Source organism: Sinorhizobium sp. NG07B (assembly GCF_002532005.1).
In the GTDB taxonomy this organism is placed as follows: Bacteria; Pseudomonadota; Alphaproteobacteria; order Rhizobiales; family Rhizobiaceae; genus Sinorhizobium; species Sinorhizobium fredii_C.
In genome coordinates this window covers 213,007-230,483 of the sequence record NZ_NWTD01000003.1, presented here as the reverse complement: position 1 = coordinate 230,483, position 17,477 = coordinate 213,007, and the positions used below count along the sequence as shown (strand labels likewise).

General features: G+C 62.0%; 13 protein-coding genes. 5 read left to right on the top strand and 8 right to left on the bottom strand.

The window, feature by feature from the left end; translation table 11 throughout:
* Positions 1-6 precede the first annotated feature (6 nt).
* Positions 7-1,839 (top strand): carbamoyltransferase, encoded by a 1,833-nt coding sequence (locus tag CO664_RS11115; RefSeq protein WP_097538767.1) that lies wholly within the window; start codon positions 7-9, stop codon positions 1,837-1,839.
* A 7-nt stretch (positions 1,840-1,846) separates the two neighbouring features.
* Here CO664_RS11115 and CO664_RS11110 read toward each other — a convergent pair whose 3' ends face one another.
* Entirely contained in the window at positions 1,847-2,338 is a 492-nt protein-coding gene (locus CO664_RS11110) for a hypothetical protein (RefSeq protein ID WP_037416798.1), read from the bottom strand.
* 676 nt (positions 2,339-3,014) lie between these two features.
* Between CO664_RS11110 and CO664_RS11105 the strand changes: the two genes are divergently transcribed.
* The 4 genes from CO664_RS11105 (at position 3,015) to CO664_RS11090 (ending at position 9,025) form a co-directional block, all read left to right on the top strand.
* The gene (locus tag CO664_RS11105; RefSeq protein ID WP_234820224.1) at positions 3,015-5,126 is read left to right on the top strand and encodes a nucleoside-diphosphate sugar epimerase/dehydratase; all 2,112 of its coding nucleotides are present in this window, start codon (positions 3,015-3,017) and stop codon (positions 5,124-5,126) included.
* 25 nt (positions 5,127-5,151) lie between these two features.
* A complete protein-coding gene (locus tag CO664_RS11100) occupies positions 5,152-6,375 on the top strand; it encodes a glycosyltransferase family 4 protein (protein ID WP_097538765.1) in 1,224 nt (407 codons plus the stop codon).
* Between the two features lie 174 nt (positions 6,376-6,549).
* Entirely contained in the window at positions 6,550-7,647 is a 1,098-nt protein-coding gene (locus CO664_RS11095) for a glycosyltransferase (RefSeq protein WP_097538764.1), read from the top strand.
* A 214-nt stretch (positions 7,648-7,861) separates the two neighbouring features.
* On the top strand, positions 7,862-9,025 hold the full coding sequence (locus CO664_RS11090) for a calcium-binding protein (protein WP_097524512.1): 1,164 nt from the start codon (positions 7,862-7,864) through the stop codon (positions 9,023-9,025).
* A gap of 84 nt (positions 9,026-9,109) precedes the next feature.
* Here the strand turns inward: CO664_RS11090 and CO664_RS11085 are convergent, their stop codons facing one another.
* Genes CO664_RS11085 through cysD form a run of 7 tightly spaced genes read right to left on the bottom strand, consistent with a single transcriptional unit; the run spans position 9,110 to position 17,439 of the window.
* Positions 9,110-10,054 carry an NAD(P)-dependent oxidoreductase gene (locus CO664_RS11085; protein ID WP_097538763.1) on the bottom strand — a complete coding sequence of 315 codons (945 nt, stop codon included), beginning with the start codon at positions 10,052-10,054 and terminating at the stop codon, positions 9,110-9,112.
* 15 nt (positions 10,055-10,069) lie between these two features.
* Complete coding sequence (locus tag CO664_RS11080; RefSeq protein ID WP_037416780.1) at positions 10,070-11,062, bottom strand: ATP-grasp domain-containing protein; 993 nt, start codon at positions 11,060-11,062, stop codon at positions 10,070-10,072.
* Positions 11,059-11,799 (bottom strand): PHP domain-containing protein, encoded by a 741-nt coding sequence (locus tag CO664_RS11075; RefSeq protein WP_097538762.1) that lies wholly within the window; start codon positions 11,797-11,799, stop codon positions 11,059-11,061. Before CO664_RS11075 ends, CO664_RS11080 begins: the two co-directional genes overlap by 4 nt.
* Positions 11,800-11,835: 36 nt before the next feature.
* Positions 11,836-13,797, bottom strand: a complete 1,962-nt coding sequence (asnB, locus tag CO664_RS11070) for an asparagine synthase (glutamine-hydrolyzing) (RefSeq protein WP_097524510.1) — start codon at positions 13,795-13,797, stop codon at positions 11,836-11,838.
* A gap of 41 nt (positions 13,798-13,838) precedes the next feature.
* The gene (gene cysQ / locus CO664_RS11065) at positions 13,839-14,642 is read right to left on the bottom strand and encodes a 3'(2'),5'-bisphosphate nucleotidase CysQ (protein ID WP_097538761.1); all 804 of its coding nucleotides are present in this window, start codon (positions 14,640-14,642) and stop codon (positions 13,839-13,841) included.
* Positions 14,639-16,540: a sulfate adenylyltransferase subunit CysN gene (cysN, locus tag CO664_RS11060; RefSeq protein WP_097538760.1), complete on the bottom strand. Its 1,902-nt coding sequence runs from the start codon at positions 16,538-16,540 to the stop codon at positions 14,639-14,641. The genes cysQ and cysN overlap by 4 nt, the downstream gene beginning before the upstream one ends.
* Entirely contained in the window at positions 16,540-17,439 is a 900-nt protein-coding gene (cysD, locus tag CO664_RS11055; RefSeq protein ID WP_037416765.1) for a sulfate adenylyltransferase subunit CysD, read from the bottom strand. The genes cysN and cysD overlap by 1 nt, the downstream gene beginning before the upstream one ends.
* Between the last annotated feature and the right edge of the window lie 38 nt (positions 17,440-17,477).

The following is a 17,477-nucleotide window of genomic DNA, read 5'->3' as shown; positions in this document are numbered from 1 at the left end:
GACGCCATGCGCATTCTCGGTATCTCGGCATTCTACCACGACAGCGCGGCTGCGATGATCGAGGATGGGCTGATCCTCGCTGCCGCGCAGGAGGAGCGGTTCACGCGCAAGAAGCACGACGCCGGATTTCCGGCAAATGCGGTGGCCTATTGCCTGGCTGCGGCCGAATGCGACATGGCGGACGTCGATCACGTCGTCTTCTACGACAAGCCATTCCTGAAATTCGAGCGGTTGCTGGAAACCTATCTTGCCACTAGTCCGCGCGGTTTCCGTTCCTTCAGGATGGCGATGCCGCTGTGGATCAAGGAAAAGCTGTTTCAGAAGAACCTGTTGCGCAGGCAATTGGGGAAGCTTTCCGGATCAAAGGAATGGTCAGGTTCGCTCCTGTTCACGGAGCATCATCTGGCGCATGCGGCAAGCGCCTTCTTTCCGTCGCCCTTCAAGAGCGCCGCGGTGCTGACGATGGATGGAGTTGGCGAGTGGTGCACCACGTCGCTCGGCCATGGCCGGGACAAGGATCTCGAGATACTGAAGGAGATACGCTTTCCGCACTCCCTCGGGCTGCTCTATTCCGCCTTTACCTACTACACCGGATTCAAGGTCAATTCCGGAGAATATAAGGTGATGGGCTTGGCGCCCTATGGCCGTCCGCTATTCGCGCAGAAAATACTCGATAACCTGATCGACCTGAAGGAGGACGGCTCGTTTCGGCTCGACCAGCGCTATTTCGACTACTGCACCGGTCTCACCATGACATCCTCCGCCTTTCATCGTCTGTTCGGCGCCGAGCCGCGAAAGCCGGAGTCGCCGCTGACCCAGCGCGAGATGGATCTCGCCGCTTCGATACAGGCCGTCACCGAGGAAGTCGTTCTGAAACTTGCGGGTTATGCCCGGCGGGAAACCGGCGAGCGTCACCTATGTCTTGCCGGCGGGGTTGCCTTGAATTGCGTCGCAAACGGCAAGCTTCTTCGAAAGCGGATCTTCGACGACATCTGGATCCAGCCCGCGGCCGGCGATGCGGGCGGCGCGGTGGGTGCGGCGCTGGCCGCATGGCACGGCTATCTCGGACACGGCCGCACTCCCGACGGGCGGGACCGCATGGCCGGCGCCTATCTCGGTCCCGCCTTCGACCAACGCGACATAGAGAAGCGTCTGACGGCCGTGGGCGCCGTCTATACCGTCCTCGACGACGACCAGGTGATCGCGCGCACCGTCGACTCTTTGGTCGACGAGAAGGCGGTGGGATGGATGCAGGGACGGATGGAATTCGGACCGCGGGCGCTCGGTGCAAGGTCGATCCTGGGTGATCCGCGCTCGCCGACGATGCAAAAGACCCTCAACCTCAAGGTCAAATACCGCGAAAGCTTCCGTCCCTTTGCCCCTTCTGTCCGCCGCGAGGACGTGGCGGAGTGGTTCGACATCGATGCCGACAGTCCTTACATGCTGCTCGTCGCCGATGTGCTCGGCGGGCGGCGATTGCCCCTCGCTCCCGACGAGGCTGCATTGTTCGGCATAGACCGCCTCAACGTTCCACGATCTAATATCCCGGCGGTGACGCATGTCGATTATTCCGCCCGGGTGCAGACGGTGCATCAGGATACCAATCCACGGTACTGGGAACTGCTGAGCGCATTCAAGGAGCGGACAGGCTGCCCTGTCCTCGTCAATACCAGCTTCAATGTCCGCGGCGAGCCGATCGTCTGCACCCCGGAGGACGCATTCCACTGCTTCATGGGTACCGAGATCGAATGTCTCGTCGTCGGCAACTGCTTTCTGCGAAAGGAGGATCAGCCGTCGCACCTGCGGCAGGACTACAAGGAGCATTTCGAACTCGACTAGAATCGGTTCAGATGGCGATCTTGGTCGGATGCCTGCTCGACGTGTGCGACGCACCCCAGCGGATGTAATGGATGGCCGGGATCGGCATGAGAAGATGGGGCCTGGCGATCTTTGGCGCGCGGACGTCTCTTTCGGACTGGAGCGTGCGACTTTCCAGTCTCGGAATGGCGGTCGCGACGGACCGGATCAGGGTCGGTGCGATGCCGTAATGCGCCGTCAGACGACGGAAAATGCCGGTCGCAGCATAAATCTCGTCGGCGCCTCGTACAGCCTCGCAAACGCGTGCCTTGTCGTTGAGGCTGACATAAAGCACGCCAGGGATCGACAAAGGCAGCGTCGTCACGATCGGGTCCAGAACCAGATTGATCGCTTGGGGGGTGACGCCATTCAGAACATAGACCACAACACCGGCCTGGCTTGCCCAGTACCCGGCCACGATAAGTTCAGCAGGCAGCCGCCCGCGAGACTCCACAATCTCGATAACGCTTCGTGCTTGCATGTTTCCGCCCACCTCGGTGAAAAAAGAGGGGCTGACGCCATGACCATTATGGCAATGCGCCGGATGGCGCCTGATCGATTACACTTTCATCGAAAGCTTATGTCTAAACCTCAAGTACGGCGTAGAAGACTAACTTCTTCATCCGGGTTACGCCATATGCCTTTAGATATACTCTTGCCGAGCGTCACACCTTTCTCGTGAGATACGGATCGGCCACGACCCGATCGCCGCAGGTGGCGAATTCATCTCCCGGGGACCTCGATTTCCTGACCCGCCCTGGTGGCGTTTGCATGCCAGGGCGCCTGACCGCCCAGCAGCCAGTAAACTTTTGTGAAAAACTATAAGCCTGCGATTTATAAGCATTTACAACTACTGAATTACGTGTTTCTTATTATAGACCATTTGATCGCGATCTAGCCCACCGCGATGAGTAACCTTTTGTCGAAGTAGATTTATCAAGCCTTTCGAGCTGGTCGACAACAAGACTTACAGACGCACCGTTCTCTACCCCACCATTAAGCCTTCTTGAGGGAGGTGCGGTTCTCGTTCGGCGGCACGGCAGGCTTGCAGAAATTAGGAAGGGCCCGTCATGCAGCGTTTTTACGACGCCGCGAAGGCAGTGCGCGATAGTTTCCTAATGTTGCCGAAAGGCGGAACAGCAAGAGCATCGGCCAAAATGTTGCTACCGGTGTTCGGGGCGGCCCTCGATATCGGCTACCGGCGTCTGCGAGGGGCCGTTTTCAGCATTCAGAAATATCCGGCCTTGTATCTTGCAGACCTTGGCTCCGCAGGCGTGGCGCTGGCCGTGGCGCTGTTGCTGCGTTACGGCTTTGCCGAGCTCAGTACGAGGCCCGAAACCGCCTCCGTCCTGTTGTGGTCCGGTGCCCAGTATCTCGCGATTTGCGCGATCATTTTTCCGTTGTCCGGGCTTTACAGCCGAAACTGGAAATATGGCTCGATCTCCGATCTCCTGATCATTCTTCGCGCAGTCCTCGCGACGTCGCTATTGCTGATTTCGCTCCTGTTCTTTTCGACAAGGCTGATCGACATGCCGCGATCCGTCGTGCCTATGCAGTCGCTGCTCCTGATCGCCTTCCTTGCCGCCGCGCGGCTGAGCTTTCGCGCCGACGAAATCCCGCTGGCGCGGCCGGTTTTCAAGAATGGGCGCCACAAGGGAGTGGGCCACGATCACCAGGTGCCGTTGCTGCTCGTCGGAGCGGGCGACGCCGCCGAGCTTTACCTGCGGGCACTCGCGCGCGATCCAAATGCCACTCATGTGCCGGTGGCCTGCCTCGACAAGAACGCAGACCAGCTGGGGATGAGCTTGCGCGGGGTGCCGATTGCCGGGCGGATCGAGGATTTCGAGCAGGTCGTGGCGGAACTGCAGCAAGCCAACAGGCGGCCGCGCCATGTCGTCTTCACGGAAGCGCCGGCAAACTTCGGCGAAGCCGCGTCGGACGAGCTGCTGCGGTCGGCCGAAAGGCTTGGCATTGCCGTGTCGCGCCTGTCGCAGCCAACCGAGTTCAAGCACGCCAAGGGAGACAATCCTTATGAACTGCGGTCGGTAGAACTCACCGATCTGCTGGAGCGCCCGCAAGCGGCACTCGACCGCGAGGCGATCGCCCGGCTTGTCCGGGGTCGGCGCGTGCTGATCACCGGGGCCGGCGGATCGATCGGCAGCGAGCTGACCGCACAGGTCGCTGCCTGCGAGCCGGCGGAGATCGTGCTGGTCGACAATTCGGAATACAATCTCTACTCGATCGACATGACGCTCGCCGAGACCCTCCCGAACGTATCTTCGTGGAGTTACCTTTGCAGCGTCCGGCGCAGCCAGCGTGTCGAGGAAATTTTCGAGCGGCATCGCCCGGAGCTGGTCTTCCATGCTGCGGCCCTCAAGCATGTGCCCATGGTGCAGATGAATCCGCGCGAGGGCATCCTCACGAACGTCATCGGCACGATGAACGTCGCCAATGCGGCAAAGAAATACGGCACGCTTGCCATGGTCCAGGTATCGACCGACAAGGTTGTGAACTCTACAAGCATGATGGGTGCGACGAAGCGGCTTGCGGAGCTTTATTGCCAAGCACTCGACCTGCAGGGGCTCGAAACCGGCAAGGGCCCGCGGTTCATGACCGTCCGCTTCGGCAACGTGCTGGGATCGAGCGGATCGCTAATCCCGCTCTTCAAGCGCCAGCTCGCTAGAGGCGGCCCGCTGACCGTGACCGATCCATGCATGACGCGCTTCTTCATGACGATCCGGGAGGCCGTGGAGCTGACCTTGCAGGCATCGGCCTATGGCTTTGAGAAACAGCTCGGACAGGGTGAGATTTTCGTCCTCGACATGGGCGAGCCGGTGAAGGTCATCGACATCGCGCGCCGCATGATCCGGCTGGCCGGCTTCAGCCCAGACCAGGATATCGAGATCAAGATCATCGGCTGCCGCCCAGGCGAAAAGCTCTACGAGGAGCTTTTCGACGAGACCGACAAGCGCATAACCTCTCCGGTGCCGGGCGTTCTCGGTGCGGTTCCGGAGCCCATTCCCTTACCGACGCTGCGGGACGCGTTCGCTCGCCTGCAGCGACATGCGGAGCGGGGCAACGATCCGGCCGTCGTGGCAGTCATGCGCGAACTGCTTCCGCGCTACGAGCATGAGGCCGCCATGACGAAGCCCCCCGCCGTGAACAAGAAGCCCGGCCGGCTCCAGCCGACAAGGCGCAGCAAGCCTGAGAGTCCACGCCGGCAGATCTATCAAAAGAGCGCCCGCGGGGGACTGCGATTGCCGGATTAGGTGAAAGCGCGCGGGGAGGTCAGCCTTGAGTTCCGCTGAACATGTTGCCCGCATGCAGACCGAGGAGATCGCCCGCGCAACGGGCCCCTCCGGTGTCGCACAGCCTTCGACGCGCAGACGCGTGATCGCCGTCGTCGCAAGCCTGACGGCGTCTCTCACGATTTTTCGGCTGGAGTTGCTGAAGCGCTTGGTCGGCGCCGGCCACGAAGTCATAGCCTTCGCTCCCGAGCAGGACCCGCGGGTCGCGCAGGCGCTCGCTGAAATCGGCGTTCGCTTCGTCCGCATTCCGATGGTGCGGACCGGTCTCAATCCGCTGCAGGACATCCGCACCTTTTGGTCGCTGCGGCGACACTTCAAGCGGCTGAAGCCCGACATGGTCCTTCCCTATACAATGAAGCCGATCATCTATGCCGGGATCGCCGCCCGGACGCTCGGGATCAGGGAACGGTGCTTCCTCGTCACGGGCCTTGGCCACATCTTTTCCGAAACCGGCGGTCGCTCCTTCAAGGCACTCGCCATCCGCCACCTGTGCGTCCGGCTGTATCGCCTGGCGTTCAGGCGCGCGAGGGTGGTTTTCGTCTATAACGACGCGGATGCAGAGGACATTCGCCGCTACCATATGCTGCCGGATGCCTTGACCCCCACGATGGTTCCCGGATCCGGGGTGGACCTGGAGCATTTTGCCTTTGCGCGAAGGGCTCGCGGCGGGCCTGTCTTCCTGATGATCGCACGGCTCCTGCGCGACAAGGGAGTGGTGGAATATGTCGAGGCCGCGAGGATCGTGCGACGCACTTTCCCCGATGCCCGGTTTCAACTGCTCGGTCACTTCGACAGCAACCCGACGGCAATCTCGCGCCAGGAGATCAAGGCTTGGGTCGGTGAAGGAATATTGGAGTATCTTGGCACGACCGACGACGTGCGCCCCTACTTGGCGGCATGCAGTGTCTTCGTCCTTCCCTCCTACTATCGCGAAGGCATTCCGCGGAGCATCCTCGAGGCGCTGGCGGTCGGCAGGCCGGTGATCACGACGGATCTGCCGGGCTGCCGCGATACGGTGCAGCCGGGCGTGAACGGCATGACGGTGAAACCGCTCGACGTCGCCGCGCTTGCAGATGCGATGGCGGCGTTTGCGCGCGATCCAGATCTCGCCGAAAGAATGGGCAGGCGCTCGCGGGAACTCGCGGAAAGCAGATTTGACGTGCACATGGTCAACCGAATTCTCTTTGCCGGCATGGGTCTGACCGATTGACGGACGTTCATGGCAGAGCGGTTCGTTCCTCCTATCGATGCATGGGCAGTGCCGAACTTGCAGCTCCGCGTCTTCAGACGCGCAAAGGTCGCTGTAGCACCTTGAATTACTGCATGTCTTTGTCCTTAAATCGACCTCGATTTAAGGACAAAGACATGCAGTAGGGCGGCCTCGATGATAATGCATGTCATCACCAACTTCACCGCCAGCGCAGGTGCCGAGACCATGCTCGCACGCCTGCTTCAGGGTTCCGCCGATGAGCGCATCGTCGTCGTTTCGCTGATCGGTGTCTCGGATCGGAACCGCAATCTCGCCGACAATCCGAGAGTTGCCTACGTATCGCTGGCCGCCTCCTCCCTCACCGCGCTTCCAGGTGCGATCGTCCGGCTCGCCCGGCTTATTCGCAAGGAGCGTCCCGATGTAATCCTGTGCTGGATGTACCATGCGATGGTCGTCGGCACGATCGCTGCCCAGATGTGTCGGTCCGGAGCGGCGGTTTACTGGAACATTCGCCAGTCCTTGGACGACCCCGCCTCCCTTACGCGCAGCTCGCGCCTGGCAATTGCCGGTGCGAAGCTTCTGTCGAGCCGGCCGGCCGGCATCATCTACAACAGCGCGCGCGCCCTCGAGTTGCATCGGGCCTACGGCTACGCAAACCGGAACGCCGTCGTCATTCCGAACGGCTTCGACTTGCCGCGCATCGATTCCCCCGAGGCGAAGACCGCACGCCGGATCGGCATCGTCGGTCGGTTCCACCCGCAGAAGGATCACGGCACTTTCTTCAAAGCCGTGGCTGCCGTCCGCAAGACGCACCCACAGGCGCTCTTTTCCGCCGCCGGCAACGGGCTTTCCCGCGACAACCGCGCTGTGGTCGACTTGATGGCGGAGGCGGGTCTGCCCGAGCACGCGGTCGACCTCATGGGCGAGATCTCCGACATGCCTTCCTACTACCGCAGCATCGACGCCTTGGTGCTGTCGTCGAGGACCGAGGGTTTCCCGAACGTAATTGCAGAGGCAATGAGCTACGCGAAGCCGATCGTCACGACGGACGTCGGCGATGCCGCCACAGTTGCCGGAAATGCGGGCATCGCCGTACCGGCGCGCGACCCGGAGGCTCTTGCCGAGGCGATCCGCGAAATCCTCGATTTTTCCCCTACCGAATATGCCCGCTATGCCTCCAACGCCCGAGAGCGTGTGGAAAAAGCGTATGCAATCGCCGCGATCAGGACAAAATACGCAAGTTTTCTAACGCCTTACATTCCGCATCTATGAAGTTATTCCTGATATCCGTTTCATTCCGTCAGAAGAAGTGAGCATTTTCAAGGCCAGCGCTTTCAGATTCAGTTGTGAAAGCCATTGAATATTTCTAGAATAGGTAGTATAAGCCTCCGTCTCCATTCAATTGTATGTATTGAATTAGGCCCAAATCCACTTTTGCGCCCTATTCTGAAATTATCCGCCCTCCTGCAACTGCTAGGAGATCATGATGATTTTTAAGGGAACCAACCTTACCGACACGATTCTCGGCACCCTCAATGGCGACGAGCTTTGGGGCTATGCCGGCGACGATTACCTCGATGGCCGCGAAGGCAATGACAGGTTTTTCGGTGGACTCGGTAACGACCACATCAAGGCGGGCGTCGGTGACGACTATGCCGAAGGCGGCGACGGCAACGACAGCATCGAGGGTGGGCTTGGGGCCGATACGCTGATCGGTGGTTTGGGAAACGATATCTTCGAAGGCGGTGACGGCAACGACATCATCGACGGTGGCGACGGCCATGATCACATCCTGGGCGACAGCGGAAACGACAAAATCTACGGTGGAGCAGGCGAAGAATATATCGACGCAGGCTCCGGCGATGACATCATCTATGCCGGATCGGGAAATGACGGCTTCAACAATCGCATAGACCCGGCAACCGGCAAGCTGACGCAACAGGCCGTGTCGGGTGGCGCGGGCAACGATACGATCTATGGCGAAGAGGGCAACGACGCCCTGAAGGGGCAGTCGGGGCACGACCGTGTCTATGGCGGCATCGGCGACGACATCGTCGACGGCGGCGACGGCAACAATTATCTCGACGGCGGCGACGGCAATGACGTGCTCGACTCCGAAACCGGCATCGATGAAGCCCACGGCGGCATCGGCAACGACAGGATCTCGGTCGGCGACGGCAACGACATCGCCTTCGGGGATGACGGCGACGACATCCTGACCGGCGAAGGAGGCGCGGACTCGCTCAGGGGCGGCAACGGCATCGACCTCATCTATGCCGGTGACGGCAATGATACCCTGCGCGGTGATGCCGGGAAGGACACCCTCATTGGGGAAGCGGGCAGCGATATCCTCTGGGGCGGTGCCGACTCCGACCGTTTCGTCTTCAAGGCGACCGCTGCCCTCAGCGCTCAGGACACGATCATGGATTTCCAGGATGGCGTGGACTTCCTGGTCATCGAGAAGCTCGGGGTCACGCAGTATTCGAGCTCCGGCGCCAACGGCACCGTCTATGCCTACAACACCACGGATGGCGACGTGTTGCTCAAGGGTCTCAACTCCGCGGGCCACGCCTTCTCGATCGTCGTGGACGATCCAACCAGCAGTCTCTCCGCCTCCAACTTTTCGAGGAGCGACTTCATCTTTGCCTGACCCCGCGCACGCGTAGCAGCGTGGGTTGGGAAGGGGCCGGACATCGGCGCCTTCCCCTGCAAAGCATTGGCGGCCGTAACATTGTCAGCGCTGGCCTCGGGCGTCGTCGAACTCCGCAAATCCGGTCTCCGCCTTCCAGGCTTCAATGCCCTCGCGAAAGGAACGAGGCTGGTAGTCGAGATGCTTCGCAGCCTTGGCGACTTCGAGCGCCCTGAACCCGCGAGCGGCTGTATTGGTGCCCGCGGCCTCGACCCCAATGAGAATCCGGTCTGCCCCGACGACGTCGGCAACCGCCTGCGCGGCTTCCAGAGACGCGCAGGAGCAACCGCTGCCGGCATTGAAAACCCCGTCCGCGCTCTTCTCCACCGCCCGCAGCGCCAGCGTCACGACGTCGTCGACATAAACGAGGTCGACGCTGTATTGCCCGCCGTCCGCTATGATCAAGGGACGCCCGCGCGCGAGCGTCCGCAGAAAGGCAGGCACCATCCCCGTGGCGTGCATGCCCGGGCCATAGACCGACGCGAGACGGAGGACCGTCACCGGAATCGCATTTGCCTTGCCGAAAGCCATCAGGCAAATCTCGGCAGAGAGCTTGCTCGCGAGATAATAGCTGGCCCGATGGACGGGAAATGTGGCGCTCGTTTCCGATGCGGGACCGGGATCCGGCGCATAGACCTGCGCGGATCCGAAGAAAACCAGCCGCCTCAAACCCTGGGAAGCGGCTTCCATCGCGACCTGCAGGGCGCCGATGGTATTGATCTTGAAACAGCTCGCGGCCTGGCCGGCGTCGCTGAGATCGGCTGGAATGTAGGCGGCAAGATGAAGCAGGGCATCGGCTTGCCCTATCGAAGGCAGGGGGTTGCCGATCGACCATTTCTCGAGCCGCAAGCGAAAACCACTGCGCGCGGCGACCCGCTCGGGATCGCGCACAAGCGCCGTCACGGCGTAGCCTTGTGCAAGTGCACGCTCAATGACTCTTGCCCCGATGAACCCGGTAGCGCCAGTTACCGCCAGGTGCTTTGTGCTCACGGCCGATCTCTTTCCTCAGACTTGTTCTTCCAGACGAGTGGAAGCCGTGACCAGGTCGCTGGGTCTGACCACAGTCTCCGACCAGTGGCGCAGTATGGTTACCGGCGTGATCTCCGGCTGAACGATCGGCTCTCCAAAGAGCAGATGCCGGATGCACAGCTCGACTTCATTGAAGCCCGCATGGATCCTCACCGCGGTGGTGCCCGAAAACCGCGCATTGATCTCGAAAATCCTGGGAACGCCGTCGTCGAGACGGAACTGGAAATTTGCAGGCCCGTCGGCGCCGAGGGCGTCTGCCGCCTGGGCCATTGCCGCGTTGAGGGCCGGAAACGGCTCCGCAAAGGCGCGGTAGGTATTGCCGTCGCGCAGATCCCGGCGCATGACGATCGTCGCGCGGCATTTGCCGTCGAAGGTGAGTGTGCCGGAGGTGTATTCGGTCGCATCAGAGCCGACATATTTCTGTATCACGATGTCGGGCTGCTCGGCGATTGCGCGCGTTAGCTGGTCCCGATCGCGGACGATGCCGAAGCCGATCGACCTGGCGCCGATCCTCGGTTTGACGACAAGCGGAAAGCCGCACTCTTCGATCAACGTCTCCTCGTCGCCTGGCAGGCAGGAGGGAACGAAGCCCAGTCCGCGTTGCCGGAGGAACTCGGAGGTAAGCCACTTGTCATTGGCGATGGAGACGACATTTGGCGAACTGATGATCACCTGGGTTGCGTAGGTGCTCTCGATAGCTTCCCGGTTCGCTGCAAGGATCGGCAATTCCACATCAGTTCCGGGAATAAGGATGTCGGGCCGCTCCGCTCGCAGCAGGTCGCCCAGCTTGTCCAGATATTCCGGGTCCTTCGCCATCGGAACGAGATAGGCGGCATCGCCCCAGTAGAGGCCGGCCGAGAGCGGGCTCGGATCCCCGACGATTACGGTCGCTCGAAGCGTGGAGCGCCGCAAAGCGCGAATGATCCCCTGCCCGAGGAGGGCGCCCGCCCCCGTGATGAAGACCTTCATGCCAGCCCTACCCCCAGTTCACGAAGCCTGTCCCGGCAACGGCCCAGCTCGCTCAGCTTGTGCGCATCGGAACCGATTGAAACAAACGGATTGATCTCGTCGCACAGCGCCAAGAACGCGGGGATATCGACCAGGTACGAGGAGTTGATCTCGATGGCGATCCCCCGCTCGAGCGTCGCTGTCATCAGCATGCGAAAGTAATTCTCCGGAAACCGGCCGTAGCGCCTCAGGCTCATCCCACCCGGGTGTCCGAGCACGTCGATCGGCGCGCTCGCAATCATGCCCATCGACAGACGGAATTCGATTTCGGCCGTCTCCTCGAACGACATTTGCTTGAAATCGAGGTAGCCGCCCTGCCCGTCCGGCAAGCGGTGGACGACGCCAAGAACAATATCGCAGGCGTCTAGCACGGATCGCGACACATCCAGCCGTCCATCGTCGTCGATGGCTTTCGTCTCGCAGCCGACATAGACGCGCAAATCGCCGAAGCCGTCCGCAGCGGAAAGAATCTCGGCCCTGAAGTCGGGAAACCAGGACGTGTCTTCCCGGACATGTTCCGTGAAAGCGAGTTCGGCGAGGCCGCGTTCCTTGGCCGTTTGCAGCACCTCAAGCACCGTCGCCTGCCCGTCTGTCCAATTGGTATGGACCTGGAACTCCACATTCAATTGCGCGCGACCAAGATCCCGAAAACGGGAGAACACAGGCTTGCCGCTATCCGTCCTTCGTTGCGGTTCCATGTTTGCGTTACGCCCTTGCTCTGCCTTCTGTCTCGGTCAATCGGAACGGACCCAACGGTCGTGCCACAGGTTGAACATCAGCACCGCCCACAATTGCGGCCCCCAGTCGCGGCGGCCGGCGAGATGTTCCTTCCAGCGACTGACGATCGGCTCGGCCCGGAAGATTCCATCGCGCTGCAGGCGAGACGGCGACAGCATCTCTTCCGCCCAGGCGCGCAGCGGTCCGCGCAACCAAGCATTGATGGGGACGCCGAATCCGCGTTTTGGAAGACTTATGAACTGTTCCGGCAGCCTCCGGGACAGGAGCTTGCGCAGCGCGGGCTTGCCCGGCGCTTCGGCGAAGCACAACGTTCTTGGTGCACGCCAGGCCAGTTCGACGAAGCGGTAATCGAGCAACGGGGCCCGCATCTCCAGGCCCACCGCCATCGAAGCCCGGTCCATCTTCACGAGGATGTCGTCGGGCAGATAGTCGACCATGTCGCTGTACATCATTCTGTCGACGGCGCCGAGGCAGGCCGGTATCCGCTTCGAGGTCATCGTGGTCGGAGGCTCCGCTCCGCCGAATACGACCTCGTCCGGATGTGACCAGATCGAGCGAAAGTCCAGGTAGCGGGCGTCCGGGTCCTCGATCTCCAGGAGCTCGGCAAGTCTTCTCAGCCGATTGCCGGTCACTTCGTCCTGAAGCGAGGACGGGTGCGCATGGCGAGCGGCCGCGGCGGCAACCTCCAGCGCCCAATGGGGTGCATGCCTTGCCGCCTGCAGGGCAACGGCAGGCGTTTTCCTCGCCAGCCGGTCGAAGGCGAGCATTTGCCGATAGCGTTTGTAGCCACCGAAGAACTCGTCGCCGCCGTCGCCCGAAAGTGCCACCGTTACGGTTCGTCGCGCCAGTTTCGATACAAGCAGCGTCGGAATCTGTGAAGGATCGGCGAAGGGCTCGTCATACACCTCCGGCAACTCGGTGACGACGCCCAATGCCGTGTCGGGTTCTGCCGTGATCTCCGTATGATCGGTGCCGAGCTGTCTGGCGATGCCTGACGCCAGGTCCGCCTCGTTATACTGCTCCTCCAGAAAGCGCACGGTGTAGGTTTTTACACGCGAGGTCGAAACTTCCTGCATGACGGCCGACACCAAGGAAGAATCGACCCCGCTGGAAAGGAGAGCCCCCACCGGCACGTCGGAGACCAGCCGCTCACTCACCGCCCGTTTCAGCTCCGCGTCGAGCGCGTCCAAGGCTTCGTCCGGGCATTCGATCCGCTGCGCATGGCCCCGTTCCGCCGCCTCGAAAGCATCCCAATAGCTCCTGGCTCCGCTAAGGGCGGCGGCCGCCGACGCCGGCGGCGTGTCGACCGAGAGGCTCAGCCAGGAGCCATGCGGAAGCTTGACGATGCCGCGGTAGATCGAATAGGGCGTTGGCACGTAGCCGTATCGCAAGAACAGCGTGGCCGCCTGCGGATCTAGATCGGCGGCGCGGAAGGACGGATGCGCCCTGATGCTTTTCAGCTCGGAGCCGAAGGCAAGGCCACCCTTGGATATGCCGATATAGAGAGGCTTCTTTCCTATCCGGTCGCGAGCGAAGATGATCTGTCGCGTGGCGCTGTCGTACAGTGCAAAGGCGAACATGCCATTGCAGCGCTGCAATGCACCTTCCAGGCCGTAGGTCTCGATCGCCTCCAGGAGCACCTCGGTATCGGAGTGGCCGCGGAAGCGAGCGCCCTGCTCCTCCAATGCGGCTCTCAGGTCAAGGAAGCCGTATATCTCGCCGTTGAAGACGATCGAGTAGCGGCCGCTGCTCGAATGCATCGGCTGGGCACCCGTCGGGGAGAGGTCAATGATGGACAAGCGGCGGTGTCCGAGCCCTACACGGCCCTCGCGATCGAGCCATGTACCCGAAGCATCCGGCCCGCGGTGGGCGAGGGCGTTCGTCATGCGCGTCAATATCTGCGCCGCTTCCTCCCGACTGTGCTGCGCATAGTCTATCAGGCCGGCAATTCCACACATGAGAAATTCCTCCTGCCCGTGCCTGCGTACAGCTGGCGGTACTAAGGAGCCGTCAACACCGAAGACGTATCCGCCCAGGCGACGAAATGCGGATTTGCGAAGTCGCTGTCGTCCGTCTGCTTCCTCTTGCCGTAAGAGAGGCGCGAGCCGTCGAGCCGGACCACCGATCCGCCGGCGGCGTTGAGCACCGCGTTGCCTGCCGCCGTGTCCCATTCCATCGTTCGGCCGAAACGCGGATAGACATCCGCCCTGCCTTCGGCGAGCAGGCAGAATTTCAGCGACGAGCCGACCGAGGTCAGATCCGTGACGCCGTGGCCGGCGAGAAAGGCCTCGGTCTCCGAACTGTAGTGCGAACGGCTGGCAACGGCGGTCAGGGCCGGACCTCTCGCCCGCACCCGTATCGCCTGCCGTTCTCCCACCCGGCCGGAGCCGAAGACGAGCTTCTCCGCCCGCCCCTCGTCGGCGACATAGGCGCAACGCAGCGCCGGCGCATAGACGATGCCGGCAACCGGGACGCAGCCTTCGATCAGGGCGATATTGACGGTGAAATCGTCGCGCCGGTTGATGAATTCCTTCGTCCCGTCGAGCGGGTCGACCAGGAAGAACGTGCCGCAACTGATGTCGGGGACGCAGCCCGAAGCGACGGCCTCCTCGGCGACGATCGGGATATGCGGGAAGGCGGCCGCCAGCCGGGCGAGAATGATCGCTTCGGCCCGCTCGTCCGCCTCCGTCACCGGCGAGCGATCATCCTTGTAGCAGACCGTCGGTCCCGCTTCGTAGATAGGGAGGATCGACGCGCCGGCCTCGAGCGCGATGCGCTCGAGGAGTTCGCAAAGGAGCGTCATTGGTCCTCCCTATGTCTGTCGAGGAATGCCTCGATCTTCAGCGCAAGGGCGACCGGGTCCTCTTCGACTGTCTTCAGATGCAGTTCCGGGTTCTCCGGCGCCTCGTAGGGCGAGGAGACGCCGGTGAAATTGGCTATCTTGCCGGCGAGCGCCTTCTGATAAAGCCCCTTCGGGTCGCGCCGCGCGCATTCCTCGAGCGGCGTGTCGACGAAGATTTCGATGAACTCGCCCTCCTCCATCAGCTCGCGGGCCATCCGGCGCTCGCCGCGAAACGGCGAGATGAAGGACACGAGCACGATCAGCCCGGCATCGGCCATCAGCTTGGCGACCTCGGCGACGCGGCGGATGTTCTCGACGCGGTCGGCTTCGGTGAAGCCGAGGTCGCGATTGAGGCCGTGGCGCACATTGTCGCCGTCGAGCATGTAGGTGTGCTTGCCGCGGGCATGCAGCAGCCGGTCGAGCGCATTAGCGATCGTCGACTTGCCGGAGCCGGAAAGTCCTGTGAACCACAGGACGGCGGGGCGCTGGCTCTTCATGGCCGCACGCGCCCCTTTGTTGACGTCGGTCGCCTGCCAATGCACGTTGTCGGCGCGCCGGAGCGGGAAATCGATCATGCCGGCGCCGACCGTTGCATTGCTGGCCCGGTCGACGAAGATGAAATTGCCGGTCGCCCTGTTATCCTTGTAGGCGTCGAAGGCAATCGGCGCCTGCGTCGAGATGTTGCAGACCCCCACCTCGTTCATCTGCAGGGATTTCGCAGCCTCGCGGCCAAAGCTGTTGATATTGACCTGGTGCTTCAGCGCCGTGACCGTGGCGCCGACGCTGTCCGTCTCCGTTCTCAGGATATAGCTGCGCCCGGGAAGCAAGGGATTGGCGTCGAACCAGATCACATGCGCCTGGAACTGGTCGGCGACGAAGGGCCTCGAGGCGGGGGCGACCAGCATGTCGCCGCGCGAGGCGTCGACGTCGTCGGCAAGGACGAGCGTCACCGGCTCGCCCTCAACCGCGGTCGCCAGATTGCCGTCGAAGGTGACGATCGCCTTGACCGTCGAGCGCTGTCCGGATTTTGCGACGACCAGCGGATCGCCGGCCGAGATTCGGCCGGAAGCGATCTGCCCGGCATAGCCGCGGAAATCGGCGTTGGGACGCGTGACCAGCTGCACCGGGAGACGGAAGGGCCGCTCCGCCTCGGGCGGATCGAGCGGCACTGTCTCCAGATAGTCGAGAAGCGGCGGCCCCTCGTACCACGGCATGTTCTGCGATGGCGAGATAACGTTGTCGCCGAACCGCGCCGAGATCGGGATCGGCTGGATGCTGACAAAGCCGAGCGTCTTCGCGAAAGCTTCGTAGTCGCGGGCGATTTCGTCGAACACCGACTGGCGGAATTCGACGAGATCGATCTTGTTGACCGCCAGCACGACATGGCGAATGCCGAGCAGCGAGGCGATATAGGAATGGCGGCGAGTCTGCTGGAGAATACCCTGTCGGCTGTCGATGAGGATGACGGCGAGGTCCGCCGTCGAAGCACCGGTTACCATGTTGCGCGTGTATTCCTCGTGGCCGGGCGTGTCGGCGACGATGAATTTGCGCTTCGCCGTGGCGAAATAGCGGTAGGCGACGTCGATGGTAATGCCCTGTTCGCGCTCCGCCTCGAGCCCGTCGAGCAGCAAAGCCAGATCGACTTCTTGGCCATTGGCTCCGCCCGAAGAACCGACCCGGCCGAGATTCGCCAATTGGTCCTCGAAGACCAGCTTCGCGTCGACGAGCAGCCGGCCGATCAGCGTCGACTTGCCGTCGTCGACAGAGCCGCAGGTGATGAAGCGCAGCACCGCCTTGCCGTCGTGGTCGGCGAGATGCACCGCCAGGTCGTGCGGCGGCACGGATTGAAGATACGACATCAGAAATACCCCTCGCGCTTCTTCTTTTCCATGGCGCCGGCCTCGTCTGTGTCGATCAGCCGACTCAGCCGTTCGGAGGTGCGCACCGTCAGCATTTCGCGCAATATGTCGGGAACCGTGGCAGCCTCGGAGTCGATCGCCCCGGTCAGTGGATAACAGCCAAGCGTACGGAAGCGGACCATCCGATCCACGACCTCTTCGCCAGGTTCGAGCGGCATGCGGCCGTCGTCGACCATGATCAGCGTGCCGCCGCGGCTCACCACCGGCCGGCGCGCCGCGAAATAGAGCGGCACGATCGGGATAGTTTCCTGAAGGATGTATTGCCAGATATCGAACTCGGTCCAGTTGGAGAGCGGAAACACACGCATCGTCTCGCCGGCGCCGACGCGGGTGTTGTAGGTCTTCCACATCTCGGGCCGCTGGCGCTTCGGGTCCCAGCCGTGCTGGGCGTTGCGGATCGAGAACATGCGCTCCTTGGCCCGCGACTTCTCCTCGTCCCGCCGCGCTCCCGCCAAAGCCACGTCGAAGCCGTATTTCTCGAGGGCCTGCCGGAGCGCCATCGTCTTCATGACGTGGGTGTGCAGGTTGGACCCATGCGTAAACGGATTGATACCCTGCTCGACGCCGTCCTGGTTAACATGGACGAGAAGCTTGAAGCCGCGTTCCTGCGCCATCCGGTCGCGAAACTCGATCATCTCCCGGAACTTCCACGTCGTGTCCACATGCAGGAAGGGAAAGGGCGGCTTTGCCGGAAAGAACGCCTTCATCGCCAGATGCAGGAGAACGGACGAGTCCTTACCGATCGAGTAAAGGACGACGGGGTTCGAAAACGTCGCGACCACTTCTCGAAGGACATGAATGGCTTCGGCTTCAAGTCTCCGAAGGTTGGCAAGAGACATGCCGCAACCCCTCTGACTTTTGAAAAAGAGACTTTTCT

Excerpts from the sequence above, each read along its gene's own strand:
- cysQ (WP_097538761.1), bottom strand. The coding sequence starts at position 14,642 with ATGACGCTCCTTTGCGAACTCCTCGAGCGCATCGCGCTCGAGGCCGGC.
- CO664_RS11115 (WP_097538767.1), top strand. The coding sequence starts at position 7 with ATGCGCATTCTCGGTATCTCGGCATTCTACCACGACAGCGCGGCTGCG.
- cysN (WP_097538760.1), bottom strand. The coding sequence starts at position 16,540 with ATGTCGTATCTTCAATCCGTGCCGCCGCACGACCTGGCGGTGCATCTC.
- CO664_RS11090 (WP_097524512.1), top strand. The coding sequence starts at position 7,862 with ATGATTTTTAAGGGAACCAACCTTACCGACACGATTCTCGGCACCCTC.
- CO664_RS11075 (WP_097538762.1), bottom strand. The coding sequence starts at position 11,799 with ATGGAACCGCAACGAAGGACGGATAGCGGCAAGCCTGTGTTCTCCCGT.
- CO664_RS11110 (WP_037416798.1), bottom strand. The coding sequence starts at position 2,338 with ATGCAAGCACGAAGCGTTATCGAGATTGTGGAGTCTCGCGGGCGGCTG.
- cysD (WP_037416765.1), bottom strand. The coding sequence starts at position 17,439 with ATGTCTCTTGCCAACCTTCGGAGACTTGAAGCCGAAGCCATTCATGTC.
- CO664_RS11105 (WP_234820224.1), top strand. The coding sequence starts at position 3,015 with ATGTTGCTACCGGTGTTCGGGGCGGCCCTCGATATCGGCTACCGGCGT.
- CO664_RS11095 (WP_097538764.1), top strand. The coding sequence starts at position 6,550 with ATGATAATGCATGTCATCACCAACTTCACCGCCAGCGCAGGTGCCGAG.
- asnB (WP_097524510.1), bottom strand. The coding sequence starts at position 13,797 with ATGTGTGGAATTGCCGGCCTGATAGACTATGCGCAGCACAGTCGGGAG.
- CO664_RS11080 (WP_037416780.1), bottom strand. The coding sequence starts at position 11,062 with ATGAAGGTCTTCATCACGGGGGCGGGCGCCCTCCTCGGGCAGGGGATC.